Annotated in this window: 12 protein-coding genes; 4 read left to right on the plus strand and 8 right to left on the minus strand. The window is 71.7% G+C overall.

Annotation, left to right across the window (positions count from 1 at the left end):
- Positions 1 to 115 precede the first annotated feature (115 nt).
- Positions 116 to 2062, plus strand: coding sequence for a 1-deoxy-D-xylulose-5-phosphate synthase (dxs, locus tag AC3CCI_RS14725; RefSeq protein ID WP_488627634.1), 1947 nt, complete (start codon positions 116 to 118; stop codon positions 2060 to 2062).
- A 101-nt stretch (positions 2063 to 2163) separates the two neighbouring features.
- On the opposite strand, the gene AC3CCI_RS14730 is transcribed toward dxs, so the two are convergent.
- The 4 genes from AC3CCI_RS14730 to AC3CCI_RS14745 form a co-directional block, all read right to left on the minus strand.
- Positions 2164 to 4287 (minus strand): 3-hydroxyacyl-CoA dehydrogenase NAD-binding domain-containing protein, encoded by a 2124-nt coding sequence (locus tag AC3CCI_RS14730; protein WP_488627635.1) that lies wholly within the window; start codon positions 4285 to 4287, stop codon positions 2164 to 2166.
- A complete protein-coding gene (locus tag AC3CCI_RS14735) occupies positions 4284 to 5489 on the minus strand; it encodes a thiolase family protein (protein WP_488627636.1) in 1206 nt (401 codons plus the stop codon). Before AC3CCI_RS14735 ends, AC3CCI_RS14730 begins: the two co-directional genes overlap by 4 nt.
- 73 nt (positions 5490 to 5562) lie before the next feature.
- On the minus strand, positions 5563 to 6867 hold the full coding sequence (locus AC3CCI_RS14740) for an HRDC domain-containing protein (protein WP_488627637.1): 1305 nt from the start codon (positions 6865 to 6867) through the stop codon (positions 5563 to 5565).
- Positions 6868 to 6929: 62 nt separating this feature from the next.
- The gene (locus AC3CCI_RS14745; protein WP_488627638.1) at positions 6930 to 7526 is read right to left on the minus strand and encodes a DUF3000 domain-containing protein; all 597 of its coding nucleotides are present in this window, start codon (positions 7524 to 7526) and stop codon (positions 6930 to 6932) included.
- 110 nt (positions 7527 to 7636) lie between these two features.
- Between AC3CCI_RS14745 and AC3CCI_RS14750 the strand changes: the two genes are divergently transcribed.
- The gene (locus AC3CCI_RS14750; RefSeq protein WP_488627639.1) at positions 7637 to 8854 is read left to right on the plus strand and encodes an alpha/beta hydrolase family protein; all 1218 of its coding nucleotides are present in this window, start codon (positions 7637 to 7639) and stop codon (positions 8852 to 8854) included.
- Here AC3CCI_RS14750 and AC3CCI_RS14755 read toward each other — a convergent pair.
- From AC3CCI_RS14755 to AC3CCI_RS14765, 3 genes are read right to left on the minus strand one after another with little or no spacing between them, the layout of a single operon-like run.
- Complete coding sequence (locus AC3CCI_RS14755) at positions 8812 to 9567, minus strand: dihydrofolate reductase family protein (RefSeq protein WP_488627640.1); 756 nt, start codon at positions 9565 to 9567, stop codon at positions 8812 to 8814. The two genes, AC3CCI_RS14750 and AC3CCI_RS14755, sit on opposite strands and share 43 nt — an antisense overlap.
- Positions 9564 to 10013, minus strand: coding sequence for a SufE family protein (locus AC3CCI_RS14760; RefSeq protein WP_488628699.1), 450 nt, complete (start codon positions 10011 to 10013; stop codon positions 9564 to 9566). The genes AC3CCI_RS14755 and AC3CCI_RS14760 overlap by 4 nt, the downstream gene beginning before the upstream one ends.
- A gap of 5 nt (positions 10014 to 10018) precedes the next feature.
- Complete coding sequence (locus tag AC3CCI_RS14765; RefSeq protein ID WP_488627641.1) at positions 10019 to 10918, minus strand: sulfurtransferase; 900 nt, start codon at positions 10916 to 10918, stop codon at positions 10019 to 10021.
- 174 nt (positions 10919 to 11092) lie between these two features.
- Between AC3CCI_RS14765 and zapE the strand changes: the two genes are divergently transcribed.
- Positions 11093 to 12109 carry a cell division protein ZapE gene (gene zapE, locus AC3CCI_RS14770; RefSeq protein WP_488627642.1) on the plus strand — a complete coding sequence of 339 codons (1017 nt, stop codon included), beginning with the start codon at positions 11093 to 11095 and terminating at the stop codon, positions 12107 to 12109.
- A gap of 221 nt (positions 12110 to 12330) precedes the next feature.
- Positions 12331 to 13623, plus strand: a complete 1293-nt coding sequence (locus AC3CCI_RS14775; RefSeq protein WP_354594277.1) for an ammonium transporter — start codon at positions 12331 to 12333, stop codon at positions 13621 to 13623.
- Positions 13624 to 13788: 165 nt separating this feature from the next.
- Here AC3CCI_RS14775 and AC3CCI_RS14780 read toward each other — a convergent pair whose 3' ends face one another.
- Positions 13789 to 15492: a glycoside hydrolase family 13 protein gene (locus AC3CCI_RS14780; protein WP_488627643.1), complete on the minus strand. Its 1704-nt coding sequence runs from the start codon at positions 15490 to 15492 to the stop codon at positions 13789 to 13791.
- Between the last annotated feature and the right edge of the window lie 36 nt (positions 15493 to 15528).

Below are 15528 nucleotides of genomic sequence, written 5' to 3' on the forward strand. Positions count from 1 at the left end.
ACCGACCCGAGACCCCCGGACGAGCACGCGCGTCGTCCGGGGGTCGTACGGCGTTCTCGCCGGGCACGTGCCTAGAGTGGACGGATGCCCGAGAGGGCGGAGGAGGAAGACCAGCATGAGCCTGTTGCAGACGATCACGGGGCCTCGCGACCTCGACCGCCTGACGAACGACCAGATGGTCGAACTGGCCGCCGAGATCCGTCGGTTCCTCGTGACCGAGGTGTCGAAGACCGGGGGCCACCTCGGCCCGAACCTGGGCGTCGTCGAGCTCACCCTCGCCATGCACCGCGTCTTCCACTCGCCGCACGACGCCTTCGTCTTCGACACGGGTCACCAGTCGTACGTGCACAAACTGCTCACCGGTCGCCAGGACTTCTCGGCCCTGCGCCTCCGCGGAGGGCTCGCCGGCTACCCCCAGCGTTCCGAGTCCGAGCACGACATCGTCGAGAGCTCGCACGCCTCGAGTTCGCTCTCGTGGGCCGACGGCATCTCGCGGGCGTTCCAGCTCACCGGTCGCGACGACCGGCACGTCGTCGCCGTCGTGGGCGACGGTGCCCTTACCGGCGGCATGACCTGGGAGGCGCTGAACAACATCAGCGACGACAACGACCGTCGCCTCACGATCGTCGTCAACGACAACGGTCGCTCGTACGCCCCCACCATCGGTGGCATGGCCCGGTTCTTGAACACCGTCCGCACGCGGCAGGCCTACCGCGAACTCCACGTCGGGAGCCGAGCCGTCTTCGACCGACTCGGGCACCCGGGTCGCGCCGTCTACCGCGGCGTGCGAGGGGGACTGCACGGCTTCCTGAGCCGTTTCACCAACAACGAGGCGCTCTACTCCAACCTCGACATCAAGTACATCGGACCGGTCGACGGGCACGACCAGGTCGCCATGGAAGAAGCGCTGCTCCAGGCGAAGAACTACGGTGCCCCGGTCATCGTGCACGCCATCACCGAGAAGGGCCGGGGGTTCGACCCGGCTCGGGCCGACGTCGCCGACCAGTTCCACGCGGTCGGGCAGATCGACCCCGAGACGGGCGAGCCCCTCGAGGCCGCGACGTCGCCGTCCTGGACGTCGGTGTTCGCCGACGAGATCGTCGACATCGCCGAGCACGACGAGAAGATCGTGGGCATCACCGCCGCCATGCTGCGACCGGTGGGCCTGCACAAGCTCGCCGAGCGGTTCCCGTCGCGGGTCTTCGACGTCGGCATCGCCGAACAGCACGCCGTCACGAGTGCCGCCGGGCTGGCCTTCGGCGGTCTCCACCCCGTGGTCGCCCTCTACGCGACCTTCGTGAACCGGGCCTTCGACCAGGTCCTGATGGACGTCGCCCTCCACCGGGCCGGTGTGACCTTCGTCCTCGACCGCGCCGGCGTCACGGGGCCGGACGGGCCGAGCCACCACGGCATGTGGGACCTCGCCCTCCTGCAGATCGTCCCGCACATCCGTCTCGCTGCTCCTCGGGACGCCACGAGGCTCCGCGAAGAACTGCGCGAGGCCGTCACGGTCGACGACGCCCCGACCGTCATCCGTTTCTCGAAGGGTGCGGTCGGCGTCGAGCACGAGGCCGTCGAGCGTCTGGGGGACGGCGTCGAGGTCCTCCGGCGAGGCGACCACGACGACGTGCTGATCGTCTGCGTCGGTCCCATGGCCGGCGTCGGGCTCGACGTCGCCGAGCGCCTGCAAGACCAGGGCATCGGCGCGACCGTCGTCGATCCGCGCTGGGTCGTCCCCGTGCCGAAGAGCGTCATCGACCTGGCCGCCACGCACCGACTCGTCATCACCATCGAGGACGGCGTGCGCGTCGGCGGCATCGGAACACGGGTGCGGCAGGACCTCCGCGGTGCCGGGGTCGACACCGCCGTGACCGAGCTGGGCCTCCCGGACGAGTTCCTCGAGCACGGCTCGCGGGCCGAGATCCTCGAGGAGGCCGGCCTCACGCCGCAGCACATCGCCCGCGACGTCGTCGCTCAGGTGCTGGGCAGCCGCATCCCGGTCGCCCGACCCCTCGACGACGCCTCGTCCACCCCGCGGAACGAAGACGCACGACGCGACTGACGGCCACCTGAACCGCCCGGGCCGGCGACCGGAGGTCACGACGAACGCCCCCGTCTCGATCCGAGACGGGGGCGTTCGTCGACGTGGGGCCGGCCGCCGGTCTAGTCGAGGCCGCGGATCGCCGGTTCGTGGAAGTCCCGACCGCGCACGCGGCGCGAGGCACCGACCCGATCGAGGTACGGGGTCACGCCGCCCATCTGGAAGGGGTAACCCGCGCCGAGGATGAGGCAGAGGTCGATGTCTACGGCGGCCGCCACCACGTGGTCGTCGAGCATGCGTCCGACCTCGTCCGCGAGACCGTCCTCGATGCGCACCCGCAGCTCGTCGTCGGTGAGGGCGGTACCGGGCCCTGCGGCCAGCGCCACGGCCTTCTTGTCGAAGCCCTTGCGGCGTCCCTTCGAGTCGCGCTCGAAGATCGTGCCGTGCTCGGCGAGACGGTGGAGGCCCTCACTCGCGAAGAACCGGTCGGGGAAGGCGGCGTGATGGGTGTCGAGGACGTGCGCACCGACCGTGAGCCCCACCAGTTCGAGGAGTTCGAAGGGAGTCATCGGCAGTCCGAACGGTGCGGTGGCGCGATCGACCACCTCGAAGGGCGTCCCCGTCTCGACCGCGTGCATGGCCTCACCGAGCAGCTTGGCCAGGATGCGGTTCACGACGAAGCCCGGGGTGTCGGCCGTGATGACCGCGTTCTTCCGGAGGGCCTTCGCCGTGACCATGGCCGTGCTGAGCGTCTCGTCGTCGGTCAGGGGCGTCTTGACGACCTCGACCAACGGCATGACTGCCACGGGGTTGAAGAAGTGGAAGCCCACCAACCGCTCGGGGTGGGCCAGCCTCGCCCCGATCTGCTCGACGCTGAGCGAGGACGTGTTCGTCGCCAGCACCGTGGTGTCGGACACGACGGCCTCGACGTTCGCGAAGACCTCTTGCTTGACGCCGAGTTCTTCGAACACGGCCTCGATGACCCAGTCGGCGTCGGCGAAGTCCGCCAGGTCGGTGGTGCCCGTGATGAGCGCCTTCAGCCGGTTCGACTCGTCGCGTGAGATCCGCCCCTTGGCCTGGAGGTCGTCGATCTCGCCGCGGATGCGGCCGAGAGCGGTGTCGACCCGAGCCTGGTCGAGGTCGGTGATGACGACGGGCACGCGGAGCCGACGGACGAAGAGCAAGGCGAACTGGCTCGCCATGAGGCCCGCCCCGACGATGCCGACCTTGCCGACCTTCCGCGCGAGGTCGGGCGAGGGAGCACCGGCGGGCTTCTTCGCCCGCTTCTGCACGAGGTCGAAGGCGTACATGCTGGCGTGGAACTGGTCGCCGGCGACGAGGTCGGCCAGGGCTTCGTCCTCGGCCGCGAACCCGGTCGCGCGGTCGGTGTTCTTCGCCGCCTTGAGCAGGTCGAGGGCGGCGTACGGGGACTTCGCCACGGTGCCGATCTTCGACTCGAGCGACTTGCGCGCGACCGAGACGGCGACGTCCCACTTCACCGCCCGTTCGAGCTTGCCGGGCACGTTCGGCCGCTTGACCACGACCCGTCCGGTCAGCACTCCGTCGGCCCATCGGATGCTGTCCTCGAGGAACGAGGCCGGGCCGAAGGCCACGTCGACGATGCCGAGTTCGAGCGCCTGGGCGGGTCTGAGCGTGCGGTTGTTCTTCAACGGGTTCTCGATGACGACCTTGAGGGCGTTCTCGATGCCGATGAGGTTCGGCAGCAGCCAGGCGCCACCCCAGCCGGGGATGATCCCGAGGAACACCTCGGGCAGGGCGATCGCCGCGGCCGACGAGTCGACCGTGCGGTAGTCGGCGTGCAGGCCGATCTCGAGCCCACCGCCGAGGGCGAGCCCGTTGACGAACACGAAGGTGGGCACGCTGGCGTCGTGCAGCTTGCCCAGCACGGCATGGCCGAGCCGTGCCAGTTCGCGGGCGACGTCTCGACTGGGGATGGCGCTGACCTTGCTCAGGTCGGCACCCGCCGCCAGGAAGTACGGCTTGCCCGTCACGGCGATCGCCGCGATCTCACCCGAGGAGGCGCGGGTGCGGACCGCGTCCAGGGTCGCGCCGAACTCGTGCAACGACGCCGGCCCCAGGGTGCTCGGTCGGGTGTGGTCGCGGCCGTTGTCGAGCGTGACGAGGGCGAGGACGCCCCCGGACGGCAACGGGACGTCGCGGACGTAGGAGTGCGTGACGACCTCGTCGGCCGACAGCTCGGTCAGTTGTTCGATCGCCGTGCTCATGCGCGCGCCGCCTTCCGCGAGTGGTGGGGGTTCTCCCAGATGACGCTGCCGCCCTGGCCGAGTCCGATGCACATGGCGGTGAGGCCGTAGCGCACCTCGGGGTGCTGCTCGAACTGACGGGCCAGCTGGATCATCAGGCGCACGCCCGACGAGGCCAGGGGGTGCCCGACGGCGATGGCGCCGCCCCAGGGGTTGACGCGGGGGTCGTCGTCGTCGATGCCGAAGTGGTCGAGCAGCGACAGCACCTGCACGGCGAAGGCCTCGTTCAGTTCGAAGAGCCCGATGTCGTCGATCGAGAGGCCGGCCTTGCGCAGGGCCTTCTCGGTGGACGGGACGGGACCGATGCCCATGATCTCGGGCTCGACGCCGGCGAAGGCGAAGCTGACCAGGCGCATCTTGGGGGTGAGGCCCAACTCCTTCGCGGCCGCGCCGGACGCCATCAGGCTGACCGTCGCGCCGTCGTTGAGTCCGGACGAGTTGCCCGCCGTGACGCGACCGTGCGGTCGGAAGGGCGTACGCAGGCCGGCCAGCCCCTCCATCGTGGTCTCGGGCCGGGGTGCCTCGTCACGGGTCGCCAGCCCCCAGCCCTGGTCGGTCTTGATCGCGACCGGGACGAGGTCGGGCTGGATCTGGCCGGCGTCGTAGGCCGCGGCCAGCTTCTGCTGCGACCGCATCGCGTAGCGGTCGGACCGCTCTCTGGTCAGCTGCGGGAACCGGTCGTGGATGCGCTCGGCCGTGTTGCCCATGTTCAGGGCCTCGCCGCTGACGAGCTTCTCGGCGACGAACCGCGGGTTCGGGTCGGCGGCGAAGCCCATCGGGTGGCGACCCATGTGCTCGACGCCGCCGGCGAGGGCGACGTCGTAGGCGCCGAACGCGATGCCGCCGGCGATGGTGGTGACGCTGGTCATGGCGCCGGCGCACATGCGGTCGATCGCGTAACCGGGCACGGACCGGGGCAGGCCGGCCAGCAGCGCCGTCGTGCGACCGAGGGTGAGCCCCTGGTCGCCCTGCTGCGTCGTCGCCGCGATGGCGACGTCGTCGATGCGTTCGGGCGGGAGGGACGGGTTGCGTTCGAGCAGGCCCTTCATCGCCTTCACGACCAGGTCGTCGGCCCGGGTCTGCCAGTACATGCCTTTGTCGCCGGCCCGACCGAACGGGGTGCGTACCCCGTCGACGAACACGACATCGTTGCTCTCGGCCACATTGCCTCCAGTGTCAGGATCTGCTCCCGATCTTAGGGACGACGCCGAGGGCCCGAGAATCGTTCGAGCAATCCTACGAAGGCCCGTCACCCGTCGGCTCGGGCTCTTGGTGGGCGTCGACAAAGGCCTCGGCGACGGCCTCGGCCACGGCGTCGACCTGCCACGGCCGAGCCCCGAGTTCGACCAGTGCCGCCGAGATCGTCGGCGTGTCGAAGGGGATCGGCGGGTCCCAGGCGAGACGGCGGAGGGTCTCGGGCGTGAGCAGGTTCTCGACGGGGAGGTCGAGCCCCTCGGCGATGTCGGTGACGCGCGGCCGCACCGCCTTGTACCGGGCGTCGGCGAGCGGGTTCTTGTCGGCCCACGAGCGGGGAGGCGGCAGCGTGTCGCTGGCCGGGCCGCGGTGCGACGGCAGGTCGGTGGTGGCGCGACCGCGTTCGATGGCCGCGAACCACCGGTCGAGTTCGCTGCGGCTCGCGCGGCCGACGAACTCCTTCAGGCCGGCCAGGGCGCGCTTGTCGGTGGGCATGGCCCGGGTGGCCGCGACGAGCGACGAGTCGGGCACGAGTCGCCCGGGGGCCGTGTCGATCTCGCGGGCGTAGTCGTCGCGGGCCTGCCAGAGCTCGCGGGCGACGGCCAGCGACCGCGATCCGCGCAGGCTGTGCAGCCCCGTCAGGCGACGCCACGGGTCGACGCGGGCGGGCTTGGCCTCGCGGCGCAACGTCGCCTCGAACTCCTGGCGGGCGATCTCGAGCTTGCCCGCGTCCGCGAGCACCGCCTCCATGGCGTCACGCAGGTCGACGAGCAACTCGACGTCGAGCGCGGCGTAGACCAGCCAGCTCTGCGGCAGGGGCCGCGTCGACCAGTCCGCCGCGCTGTGCTCCTTCGCCAGGTGGACGCCGAGCAGCTGCTCGACGACGGCTCCGAGGCCGACCTTCGGCAGGCCGGCGATGCGGGCACCGAGCTCGGTGTCGAAGATGCGGCTGGGGTCGAGGCCCACCTCGCGCAGACACGCGAGGTCTTGGCTGGCGGCGTGCAGCACCCACTCCTCGTCGCCGATGACGTCCTGCAGCTCGGCGAACGAGCCGATGGCCGGCGGGTCGAGCAGGAACACCCCGGACCCCCGTCGGAACACCTGGATCAGGTACGCCCGTTGCGAGTAGCGGTATCCGGAGGCGCGCTCGGCGTCTATCGAGACGGGCCCGGTGCCGGCCCGGATCGCCTCGACGGCGGCGAGGTAGCCCTCGCGATCGTCGATGACGACCACCTCGCCGTGGACCGAGTCCGCGGTCTCGACCTGGGGTCGGACGGTCACCCTCGGCCCGACGCCGCCGGGGCCGTCGCCGACGGGTGTTGCCTCGTCTGGTGTCGCTGTGGTCATGTCTCCGCTGTTCCTGTCCGGGGGCGCCGTCGTGGTCCGGTCGCGCCGTTCGGTCCGATGGGTCAGTCCCGCCCGACCCGCCGCGAGGCGAGGAGCGTGACGCCCTCCACCGTCGGGGGCAACCCGGCGAGCGTGCAGATCAGCTCGCTCCAGGCCTCGATGTGCGGGGCCAGGTCGGTGGTGGTGGGACTCCACGAGGCCCTGAGCTCGAGCTGGGCCCCGTCGCCGTGGCTGGCCAACTCACCGTATCCGGTCGAGAGGATCTTCGTGGCGGTCCCCGAGGCCTGGCCGTACGAGGCGCCGCGGGCGTCGAGGCTGTCGACCAACCACGACCAGGCGACGTCCGCCACGAACGGGTCGAGGGCGATCTCGGTCTCGAGGGGGGCCTGCGCGAAGGCGACGACCCGGAACGGCCCGCCCCAGGCCTCGGGCTCGTCCTCGTCGTAGAGGAGCACGAAGCGCCCCGTGCCGAGGTCGGGATCGGGGCGGCCCGCGGCGCCGACCACGTCGCCGGCGAGGGCCAGCGCGTGCGGCGCGAGGCCGCTCGGCGCCGGGATCTCGATCATGGCGAGGGCGTCCCGGGCGGAGGCGCGGTGGACGGACTCGACGGCCGCGGCGAATGCGGGCGGCCGGGTCGGCGTCGGGGGGATCTCGGACACCCTCGAAGACTAGGGTCGAACCCGAGGGCGACCCCCGCGGCACGCCGCGCCCGGCTCAGCAGATCCACAGGTCGCCCCGCAGCCACCTGCCGCCGCCCGAGGAGCCGCCCGTGACCCGCCCTGCATCCACCGGTCGAGGGGGCGTCGGCCCGCTCGCGATCGTCTCGATCGCCGTCGGTGGCACCGTCCTCGTGTCGGCGGTGGCCCTCGCGTCGGGTGTCGTGGCCATCGCGCGGAAGATCGTGACGCCCGCGCGTCGGCGACGCGACGACGTCCGGGTCGAGGCACACGACGCCGCGAGCGGGACGGTGACCCTGACCTCGACGCCCGACACGCGCCTCCCCGGCCGGTACAGCTTCTGGTTCGACCGCGGGCGGGGGCACGCCCGCCTCGGCGAGGTCGTCCGGGACGACGGACGACACGTGGTCCGCCGGGTCGAGGGCGTCGAGGGCGGCGACCTCGACCGCGCCCGCCACGGTCGCATCGGCGGGTGGCTGTTCCCGACGCCGCACGACGCGGGCCTGGTCGCCCACGAGGTGTCGGTGCCCACCGAGGTGGGAGCGGCGCCGGCGTGGCTCGTCCCCGCAGCGCACGGCACCCACGGCCCGTGGACGATCGCCGTGCACGGCCGGGGCGTGACCCGCGCCGAGACCATCCGCGGCGTCCCGGTCTTCCACCGGCACGGCGTCACCTCGCTGCTCGTGTCGTACCGCAACGACGGCGAGGCGCCCCGGTCGTCGGACGGCCGGTACGCCCTGGGCGACACCGAGTGGCGCGACGTCGAGTCGGCCCTCCGGTACGCCCTCGACCACGGTGCGACGTCGGTCGTCCTGACGGGCTGGTCGATGGGCGGCGCCCTCGTGCTGCAGGCGGCGACGCGCTCGGCGCTCCGCGGGGCCGTCAGGGGGCTCGTGCTCGAGTCGCCCGTGGTCGACTGGCGGACGACCCTCGCGTACCAGGGAGCGGCCATGCGCGTGCCCCCGCTCGTCCAGGGCCTCGTCCTGCGCCTCCTCGGGTCGCCCCTGCTGTGCCGACTGGCCGGCAGCGCCGAGCCGATCGACTTCGACCGGCTCGACCTCGTGGCACGGTCGGGTGAGCTCGAGGTCCCGGTGCTCGTGCTGCACAGCGACGACGACGGTTTCGTGCCGTCCACGGCGTCGCACGCCCTGGCCGAGGCACGCCCCGACCTCGTGACCCTCGAGGCGTTCGACGTCGCCCGGCACACCAAGCTCTGGAACCTCGACCCCGAGCGGTTCGAGGCGGCGATCTCGGGGTGGCTCGAACGTCAGCGGCTCGCGGGCCCGCCCTCGACCGACCACCGGGCGTAGAGGGTGCTCTGCTCGTCGACGAGCAACTGACCCAGCACGAGCGACGCCGGGTCGAACCGTTCGCGGCCGAACACCGGCAGACCGCTGCCGATCACGACCGGTGACGTCGACAGGCACAGCTCGTCGACGAGCCCGTCGCGCAAGAACTGCCCGGCGAGCGACGGCCCGCCCTCGCAGACGAGCGAACGGAGGCGCTGGTCGCGCAGGCACCGCAGGATCGCCGCGGGCTCCAGCCGACCACCGTCGTCGGGCGCGGTCAGCACGGCCGCGGCCGCCCAGATCGCCTCGCCGAGGGTCTCGCGGACCCGGGCCCGGGCGGACGACGGGCAGACGACGACGACGCGCTCGGCCTCGGACGGGTCCATCCGGTGCCCGGACAGGTCGCCGGACGACGTGACGACGACCAGCCGGGACGACTTCGGCACCCGGTAGCCCTCGGCTCGCACGCTGGCCGCGCCGACGAGGACCCCGTCGGCCAGCGAGCGGATCGCCGCCAGGATCGTCCGGTCGGTGGCGTTGCTCAGGGTCTCGGAGGTGCCGTCCGAACCCGCGGCGTCCCCGCTGACCGCGGCGATGAGGTTCAGCCGGAGCCAGGTCTCGCGGGGCGGGTCGTACAGCTCGCGGATCCGCGCGGGCGCCCCCGCGTCGTCGATGTCGAGCTCGAGCCCGACGTCGGTCGGCCGCTCGAGCGCGTGCAGGACGCGCAGCGTCACGCGGCGGCGGTCCGCTCGCGGATCTGACGCTTGGCCCGACCCAGGAGGGCGGTCATGCCCCGGATGCGCAGCGGGCTGACCGCCTCGGTCAGTCCGATGGTCTGCGGGTAGTCGTCGGGGACGTCGTCGAGCACCTGCTGGACCGTGAGCCCGTCGAGCCCCTGGGCGAGGATGGACGCGAACCCCCGCGTCGTCGGCGCCTCGCGCGGAGCCGTGGCGTGCAGGTGGACGCGGCCCTCGGCGACCTCGACGAAGAGGAACACGGGGGACTGGCACTCGACCACCCGCTCGAGCAGGTCGGGGTGGTCGGCGTAGCGCTCGGGCAACTCGGGCAGCTCGTTCGAGAACTCGAGCAGCAGCTGCAGGCGGTTGCGGACGTCGAGGGCGAGGAACTCCTCGCGGAACTCGACGAGTGCCTCGGGCAGTGCGCCGGGGGAGGCGGCCACGGCGGTCACCGGGCCGGCACCTCGCCCGGCTCGGTGCCCTGGACGATCGGGACGCGCACGGCGCTGCCCCACTCGGTCCACGAGCCGTCGTAGTTGCGGACGTCCTCGAAGCCCATGAGGTGCGTCAGGACGAACCAGGTGTGGCTCGACCGCTCACCGATGCGGCAGTAGGCGACGACCTGGTCGCCGTCGGCCAGGCCCGCGCCCTCGCGGTAGATCGCGTCGAGCTCGGCGATCGGACGGAAGGTGCCGTCGTCAGCGGCGGCCTTGCCCCACGGCACGTTCTGCGCGCTCGGGATGTGGCCGGCGCGGAGGGCTCCCTCGTCGGGGTAGGCCGGAGCCGTCGTGCGCTGACCCGAGAACTCCTCGGGCGACCGCACGTCGATCAGGGGCTTGCCGAGGTGGGCCAGCACGTCGTCCTTGTAGGCCCGGATGACGCTGTCGTCGCGCTCGACGACGGGGTAGTCCGTCGGCTCGACCGCCGGGGCGTCGGTCGTGTAGTCGCGCCCCTCGGCCTCCCATTTGGCGCGGCCGCCGTCGAGCAGGCGGACGTCCTCGTGACCGAACAGCGAGAACACCCAGAGGGCGTAGGCGGCCCACCAGTTGTTCTTGTCGCCGTAGATCACGACGGTGCTGTCGCGCGAGATGCCGCTGCGGGCCATGAGGGCGGCGAAGCCCTCGCCGTCGACGTAGTCGCGCTGGACGGGGTCGTTCAGGTCGAGGTGCCAGTCGATCTTGACGGCGCCGGCGATGTGGCCGGTCTCGTAGAGCAGGACGTCCTCGTCGGACTCGACGACGACGAGCCCGGGGGTGCCGAGGTGCTGCTGCAGCCACTCGGTGCTCACGAGTCGCTCGGGGTGGGCGTACTCGCCGAAGCGGGCGGACGTGTCGTGCTCGACGGCCATGGTGTCTCCTCGTTCAGGTGTCGGGATGGGGCCGGCGGCGGCCGACGGGTCGTGCCCGGCGGCGTAGGATCGCCTCTGCTCGGCCCCGTCGAGGTTACGCATGCCGCGTGACCGTCGCCCGGGAACCGTACGACTCTGACACATCCCCGCCCCCACCACCGCGAGGCCGCCGCCATGCCCCCCGAATCCGTCAGCACGCTCGTGTCGTTGACCGACCGCACCCCGACGATCACCGGGGCCGAGATCGTGACGCAGCTCGTGCCTCCTCGTCAGTTCGCCGAGGCCTCCCTCGAGAACTACCGGCCCGACCCCGACTTCGCGTCGCAGGCCGAGGCCGTCGCCGCCGTGACGGCGTTCGGCGGCGCGGGTGCCGAGGCACCGAAGAGGGGCCTGTTCCGCAAGAAGCCGGTCGTCCCGGCCGTCCGCCCGGGGCTCTACCTCGACGGCGGCTTCGGCGTGGGCAAGACCCACCTGCTGGCCGCCCTCTGGAACCGCACGACGGGGCGGCGGTACTTCGGCACGTTCATCGAGTACACGGCGCTCGTCGGTGCCGTCGGCTACGCCGGTGCGGCCTCGCAGCTGAAGGGCGCGTCCCTGGTATGCATCGACGAGTTCGAGCTCGACGACCCGGGCGACACGATGATGATGACCCGGTTGCTCGGCGACCTGGCCGACGACGGCACGCGCATCGCGGCCACCTCGAACACCCCGCCCAACGCACTCGGCGAGGGCCGATTCGCCGCGGCGGACTTCCTCCGCGAGATCCAGGGGTTGAGCGACAAGTTCCTCACGCTGCGCATCGACGGCGACGACTACCGACGCCGTGAGGTCGAGGCCAGGGCCCACGTGGTCGACGACGTCGACCACGCCGCGGCCGCCGTCGGGGGCACCGTCTCGCTCGACGACTTCGACGGCGTCGTCCGACACCTCGCGACCGTCCACCCCAGCAAGTACGTCAAGCTCGTCGACGACCTCGACGCGGTCGGCCTGCGTGACGTGCACGTGCTCACCAGCCAGGTCGACGCCCTGCGCCTCGTGGCGTTCGTGGACCGCCTCTACGACGCCCAGATCCGGGTCGTCGCCTCGGGCACACCCCTCGACCAGGTCTTCTCGGACGAGATGCTCGCCGGCGGTTACCGCAAGAAGTACCTTCGTGCCGTGTCGCGCCTGGTGGCTCTCACCTCGCTCTGACGACGTCCCCACCCGGTGCCGGGCGATCGGAAACACGTTGTTTACCTGAGCCCGGATCGTGTTACATCGGGGAAACAATCCCGCACACGGACCGAAACCTCACCCCGAGACACTGGGGGCCGCACCGGACGAGAGCGTTCGTCACCACAGCCCGCCACCTGGCGCGTTCGACCTCGACGTCGGTGCCTCCCCGACTCAGCAACTCGAGAGGTGACCCGTACATGGAACTCGACCAAGGCAACACCGCCTTCCTGCTCATCTGTGCGGCGCTCGTGCTGCTCATGACCCCCGGCCTGGCCTTCTTCTACGGCGGACTCGTCAAGGCCAAGAGCGTGATCAGCATGATGATGCTGAGCTTCGGGGCCATGGGCCTGATCGGCGTGCTGTGGGTGCTCTTCGGGTACTCGATCGCGTTCTCGAACGGGCCCGAGGGCCCCGCGGGCACGGACAGCTTCATCGGCATCGACGGCGTCCTCGGCTTCGACTGGAAGACCCTCGGCCTCCAGCAGCTGTACACGGACGCCGTCGCCGGCGGCAGCGGGGCCTACCCGACGATCGCGTTCGCGGCGTTCCAGGCCACCTTCGCCATCATCACGGTGGCTCTCGTCTCGGGCGCCATCGCCGACCGTGCCAAGTTCGGGGCCTGGATGGTCTTCGCCGGGGTCTGGGCCACCGTGGTCTACTTCCCCGTCGCCAGCTGGGTCTTCAACTTCACGCTCGGAGACGACGGATCCGTCGTCGACGGCGGCTGGATCGCCAGCATGGGCGTCATCGACTTCGCCGGCGGCACCGCGGTGCACATCAACGCCGGTGCGGCCGGTCTCGCCCTCGCCCTCGTCCTGGGCAAGCGCGTCGGGTTCGCCAAGGGCGCCGACAAGCCGCACAACCCTCCCTTCGTGCTGTTGGGTGCGGGCCTGCTCTGGTTCGGGTGGTTCGGGTTCAACGCGGGGTCCGAGCTCGCGGCCGACGGGATCGCCGCCGTCGCCTTCATGAACACCATCGCCGCTCCCGCCGCCGCCATCATCGGCTGGCTGGTCGTCGAGAAGGTCAAGGACGGCAAGGCCACGTCCGTCGGGGCCGCGTCGGGCGCCGTCGCCGGCCTGGTCGCCATCACGCCGGCCTGCGCCACCCTCAGCCCCCTCTGGGCGATGGTCCTGGGCCTGCTGACCGGTGCCGTCTGCGCGATCGCCATCGACCTCAAGTTCAAGCTCGGCTTCGACGACTCGCTCGACGTGGTCGGCATCCACCTCATCGGTGGTCTCATCGGCACGCTCTACATCGGCTTCTTCTCGACCGACTACGGCCTGTTCTTCGGCCACGGACCCGCGCAGCTCGGCATCCAGGCCCTGGCCGCCGTCGTCGTGCTCATCTACTCGTTCGTCCTGGCCTACGTCATCGGCTTCGCGATCGAGAAGACCATCGGCTTCCGGGTCAAGAACGAGGACGAGGTCGCCGGCATCGACCTCGCCATCCACGGCGAAGAGGGCTACGTGCTCGAGAACTCGCGCGCCTGACCCTTCCTGCACGACGAACGGCCCCGGTCCTCGGACCGGGGCCGTTCCGCGTCCGCCGGACGCGTCCCACGACAGAGCGCAGGAGGCGCGGTGCGGGATACCCTCGCACCGCGCCTCCTGCGCGTGGTCGCGTCGTGGGCCCGGGCCCGACTCGACCCGTCGCCCTCAGGCCTGCGAGAACCAGACGGTGGTCTCGCCCGGCACCTCGGTGACGCCGGCGAGCGTGTCGTGCAGCGGTTCGCTGGAGGCCAGGACGCGGGCGCCGGCGGGCAGGTCGACGGGGCCGCCGCCGAAGTTCGTGAGCGAGTGCCAGCCGTCGTGCCGGGAGAAGTGCACGACCTCGTCGGAGGCGTCGTCCGCCCAGCGGAGGCTCTCACCCTGCTGCAACTCGCGTCGCAGGGCGAGCGCGCGACGGTAGATCGACAGGGTGGACTCGTCCTCGTCGTCCTGCACCGAGACGGCCAGGTCCTCGAACCACTCGGGCTGCGGCAGGTGGGGTGCGTGGTCGCCGAAGCCCAGGGCGGGCCCGCTGGTGTCCCAGGGCAGGGGCACCCGGCTGCCGTCGCGGCCCTTCCGCCGATGGCCGGTGCGGGTCCAGACGGGGTCCTGCAGGTCGTCGGGCTGCAGGTCGGCCACCTCGAAGAGGCCGAGCTCCTCGCCCTGGTAGACGTAGGCCGAGCCGGGCAGGGCCAGCATCAACAGCGTCGCGGCCCGCGCCCGACGCAGGCCCGCGTCCGGGTCCAGGGTCGGTCGACGACCGTCGCTCAGGACGAAGGCGTCGAGGTCCTGCCCCTTCGGCAGGCCGTAGCGCGTGGCGTGCCGGACGACGTCGTGGTTCGAGAGCACCCAGGTGCTCGTCGCCCCGCTGACGGCGGCCTGGTCGAGGGTCGACGCGATGATCGTGCGGAACTGCTCGGCGTCGAAGTCGGCCCGGGTCAGGGCGAAGTTGAAGGCCTGGCCGAGCTCGGTGGGGCGAGCGTAGAGCGGTACGCGCTCGGGCTGCACCCAGGCCTCGGCGACCGCGCTGCGGGGCGGGTCGTACTCGTCGAAGACCCGGCGCCATCCCTCGAAGATGGTGTGCACCTCGTCGCGGTCGTAGAGCGGGTCGCTGCCGTCGACCGGCAGCACCGAGCGTTCGGCGGCGTCGCGCAGGGGCTCGGTCAGGTCCTTCGCCAGCCCGTGGGCGACGTCGACCCGGAAGCCGTCGACGCCGCGGTCCGACCAGAAGCGCAGCGTGTCCTCGAAGTCGGCGCGCACCTCGGGGTGGCTCCAGTCGAGGTCGGGCTGCTCGGGGGCGAAGAGGTGCAGGTACCACTGCTCGGGCGTGCCGTCGGGGCGGTGCAGACGGGTCCAGGCGCCCCCGCCGAAGTTCGACGCCCAGGTCGACGGGGGAGTGTCTCCGCCGTCGCCGAGGCCGTCCCGGAAGACGTATCGTGCCCGGGCGGCGCTGCCCGGGTCCGAGGCCAGGGCCTCGCGGAACCACTCGTGCTCGCTCGAGGTGTGGTTGGGGACGATGTCGACCACGACCTTGATGCCGGCGGCGTGCAGCGCGGTGACCATCTCGTCGAAGTCGTCCAGGGTGCCCAGCCGCGGGTCGACGTCGCGGTAGTCGGCGACGTCGTAACCGCCGTCGGCCAGGGGTGACGGGTAGAACGGGCTGAGCCAGACGGCGTCCACGCCGAGCCGCCGCAGGTACGGGACGCGCGAGGTCACGCCGGTCAGATCGCCGATGCCGTCACCGTTCGCGTCGGCGAAGCTGCGCGGGTAGACCTGGTAGACGACCGCCTGGCGCCACCAGTCGGCGTCTGTGGCGCGGGAGGGGCGGTCCGGGGAGGCGCGCGCGGCAGGGGAGTCGGGGGAGTCGGTCATGGGGTGAGGATGCCACGACTCGGGCGACCACGGCCC

The sequence above is a fragment of the Frigoribacterium sp. CF331 genome (assembly GCF_057787905.1).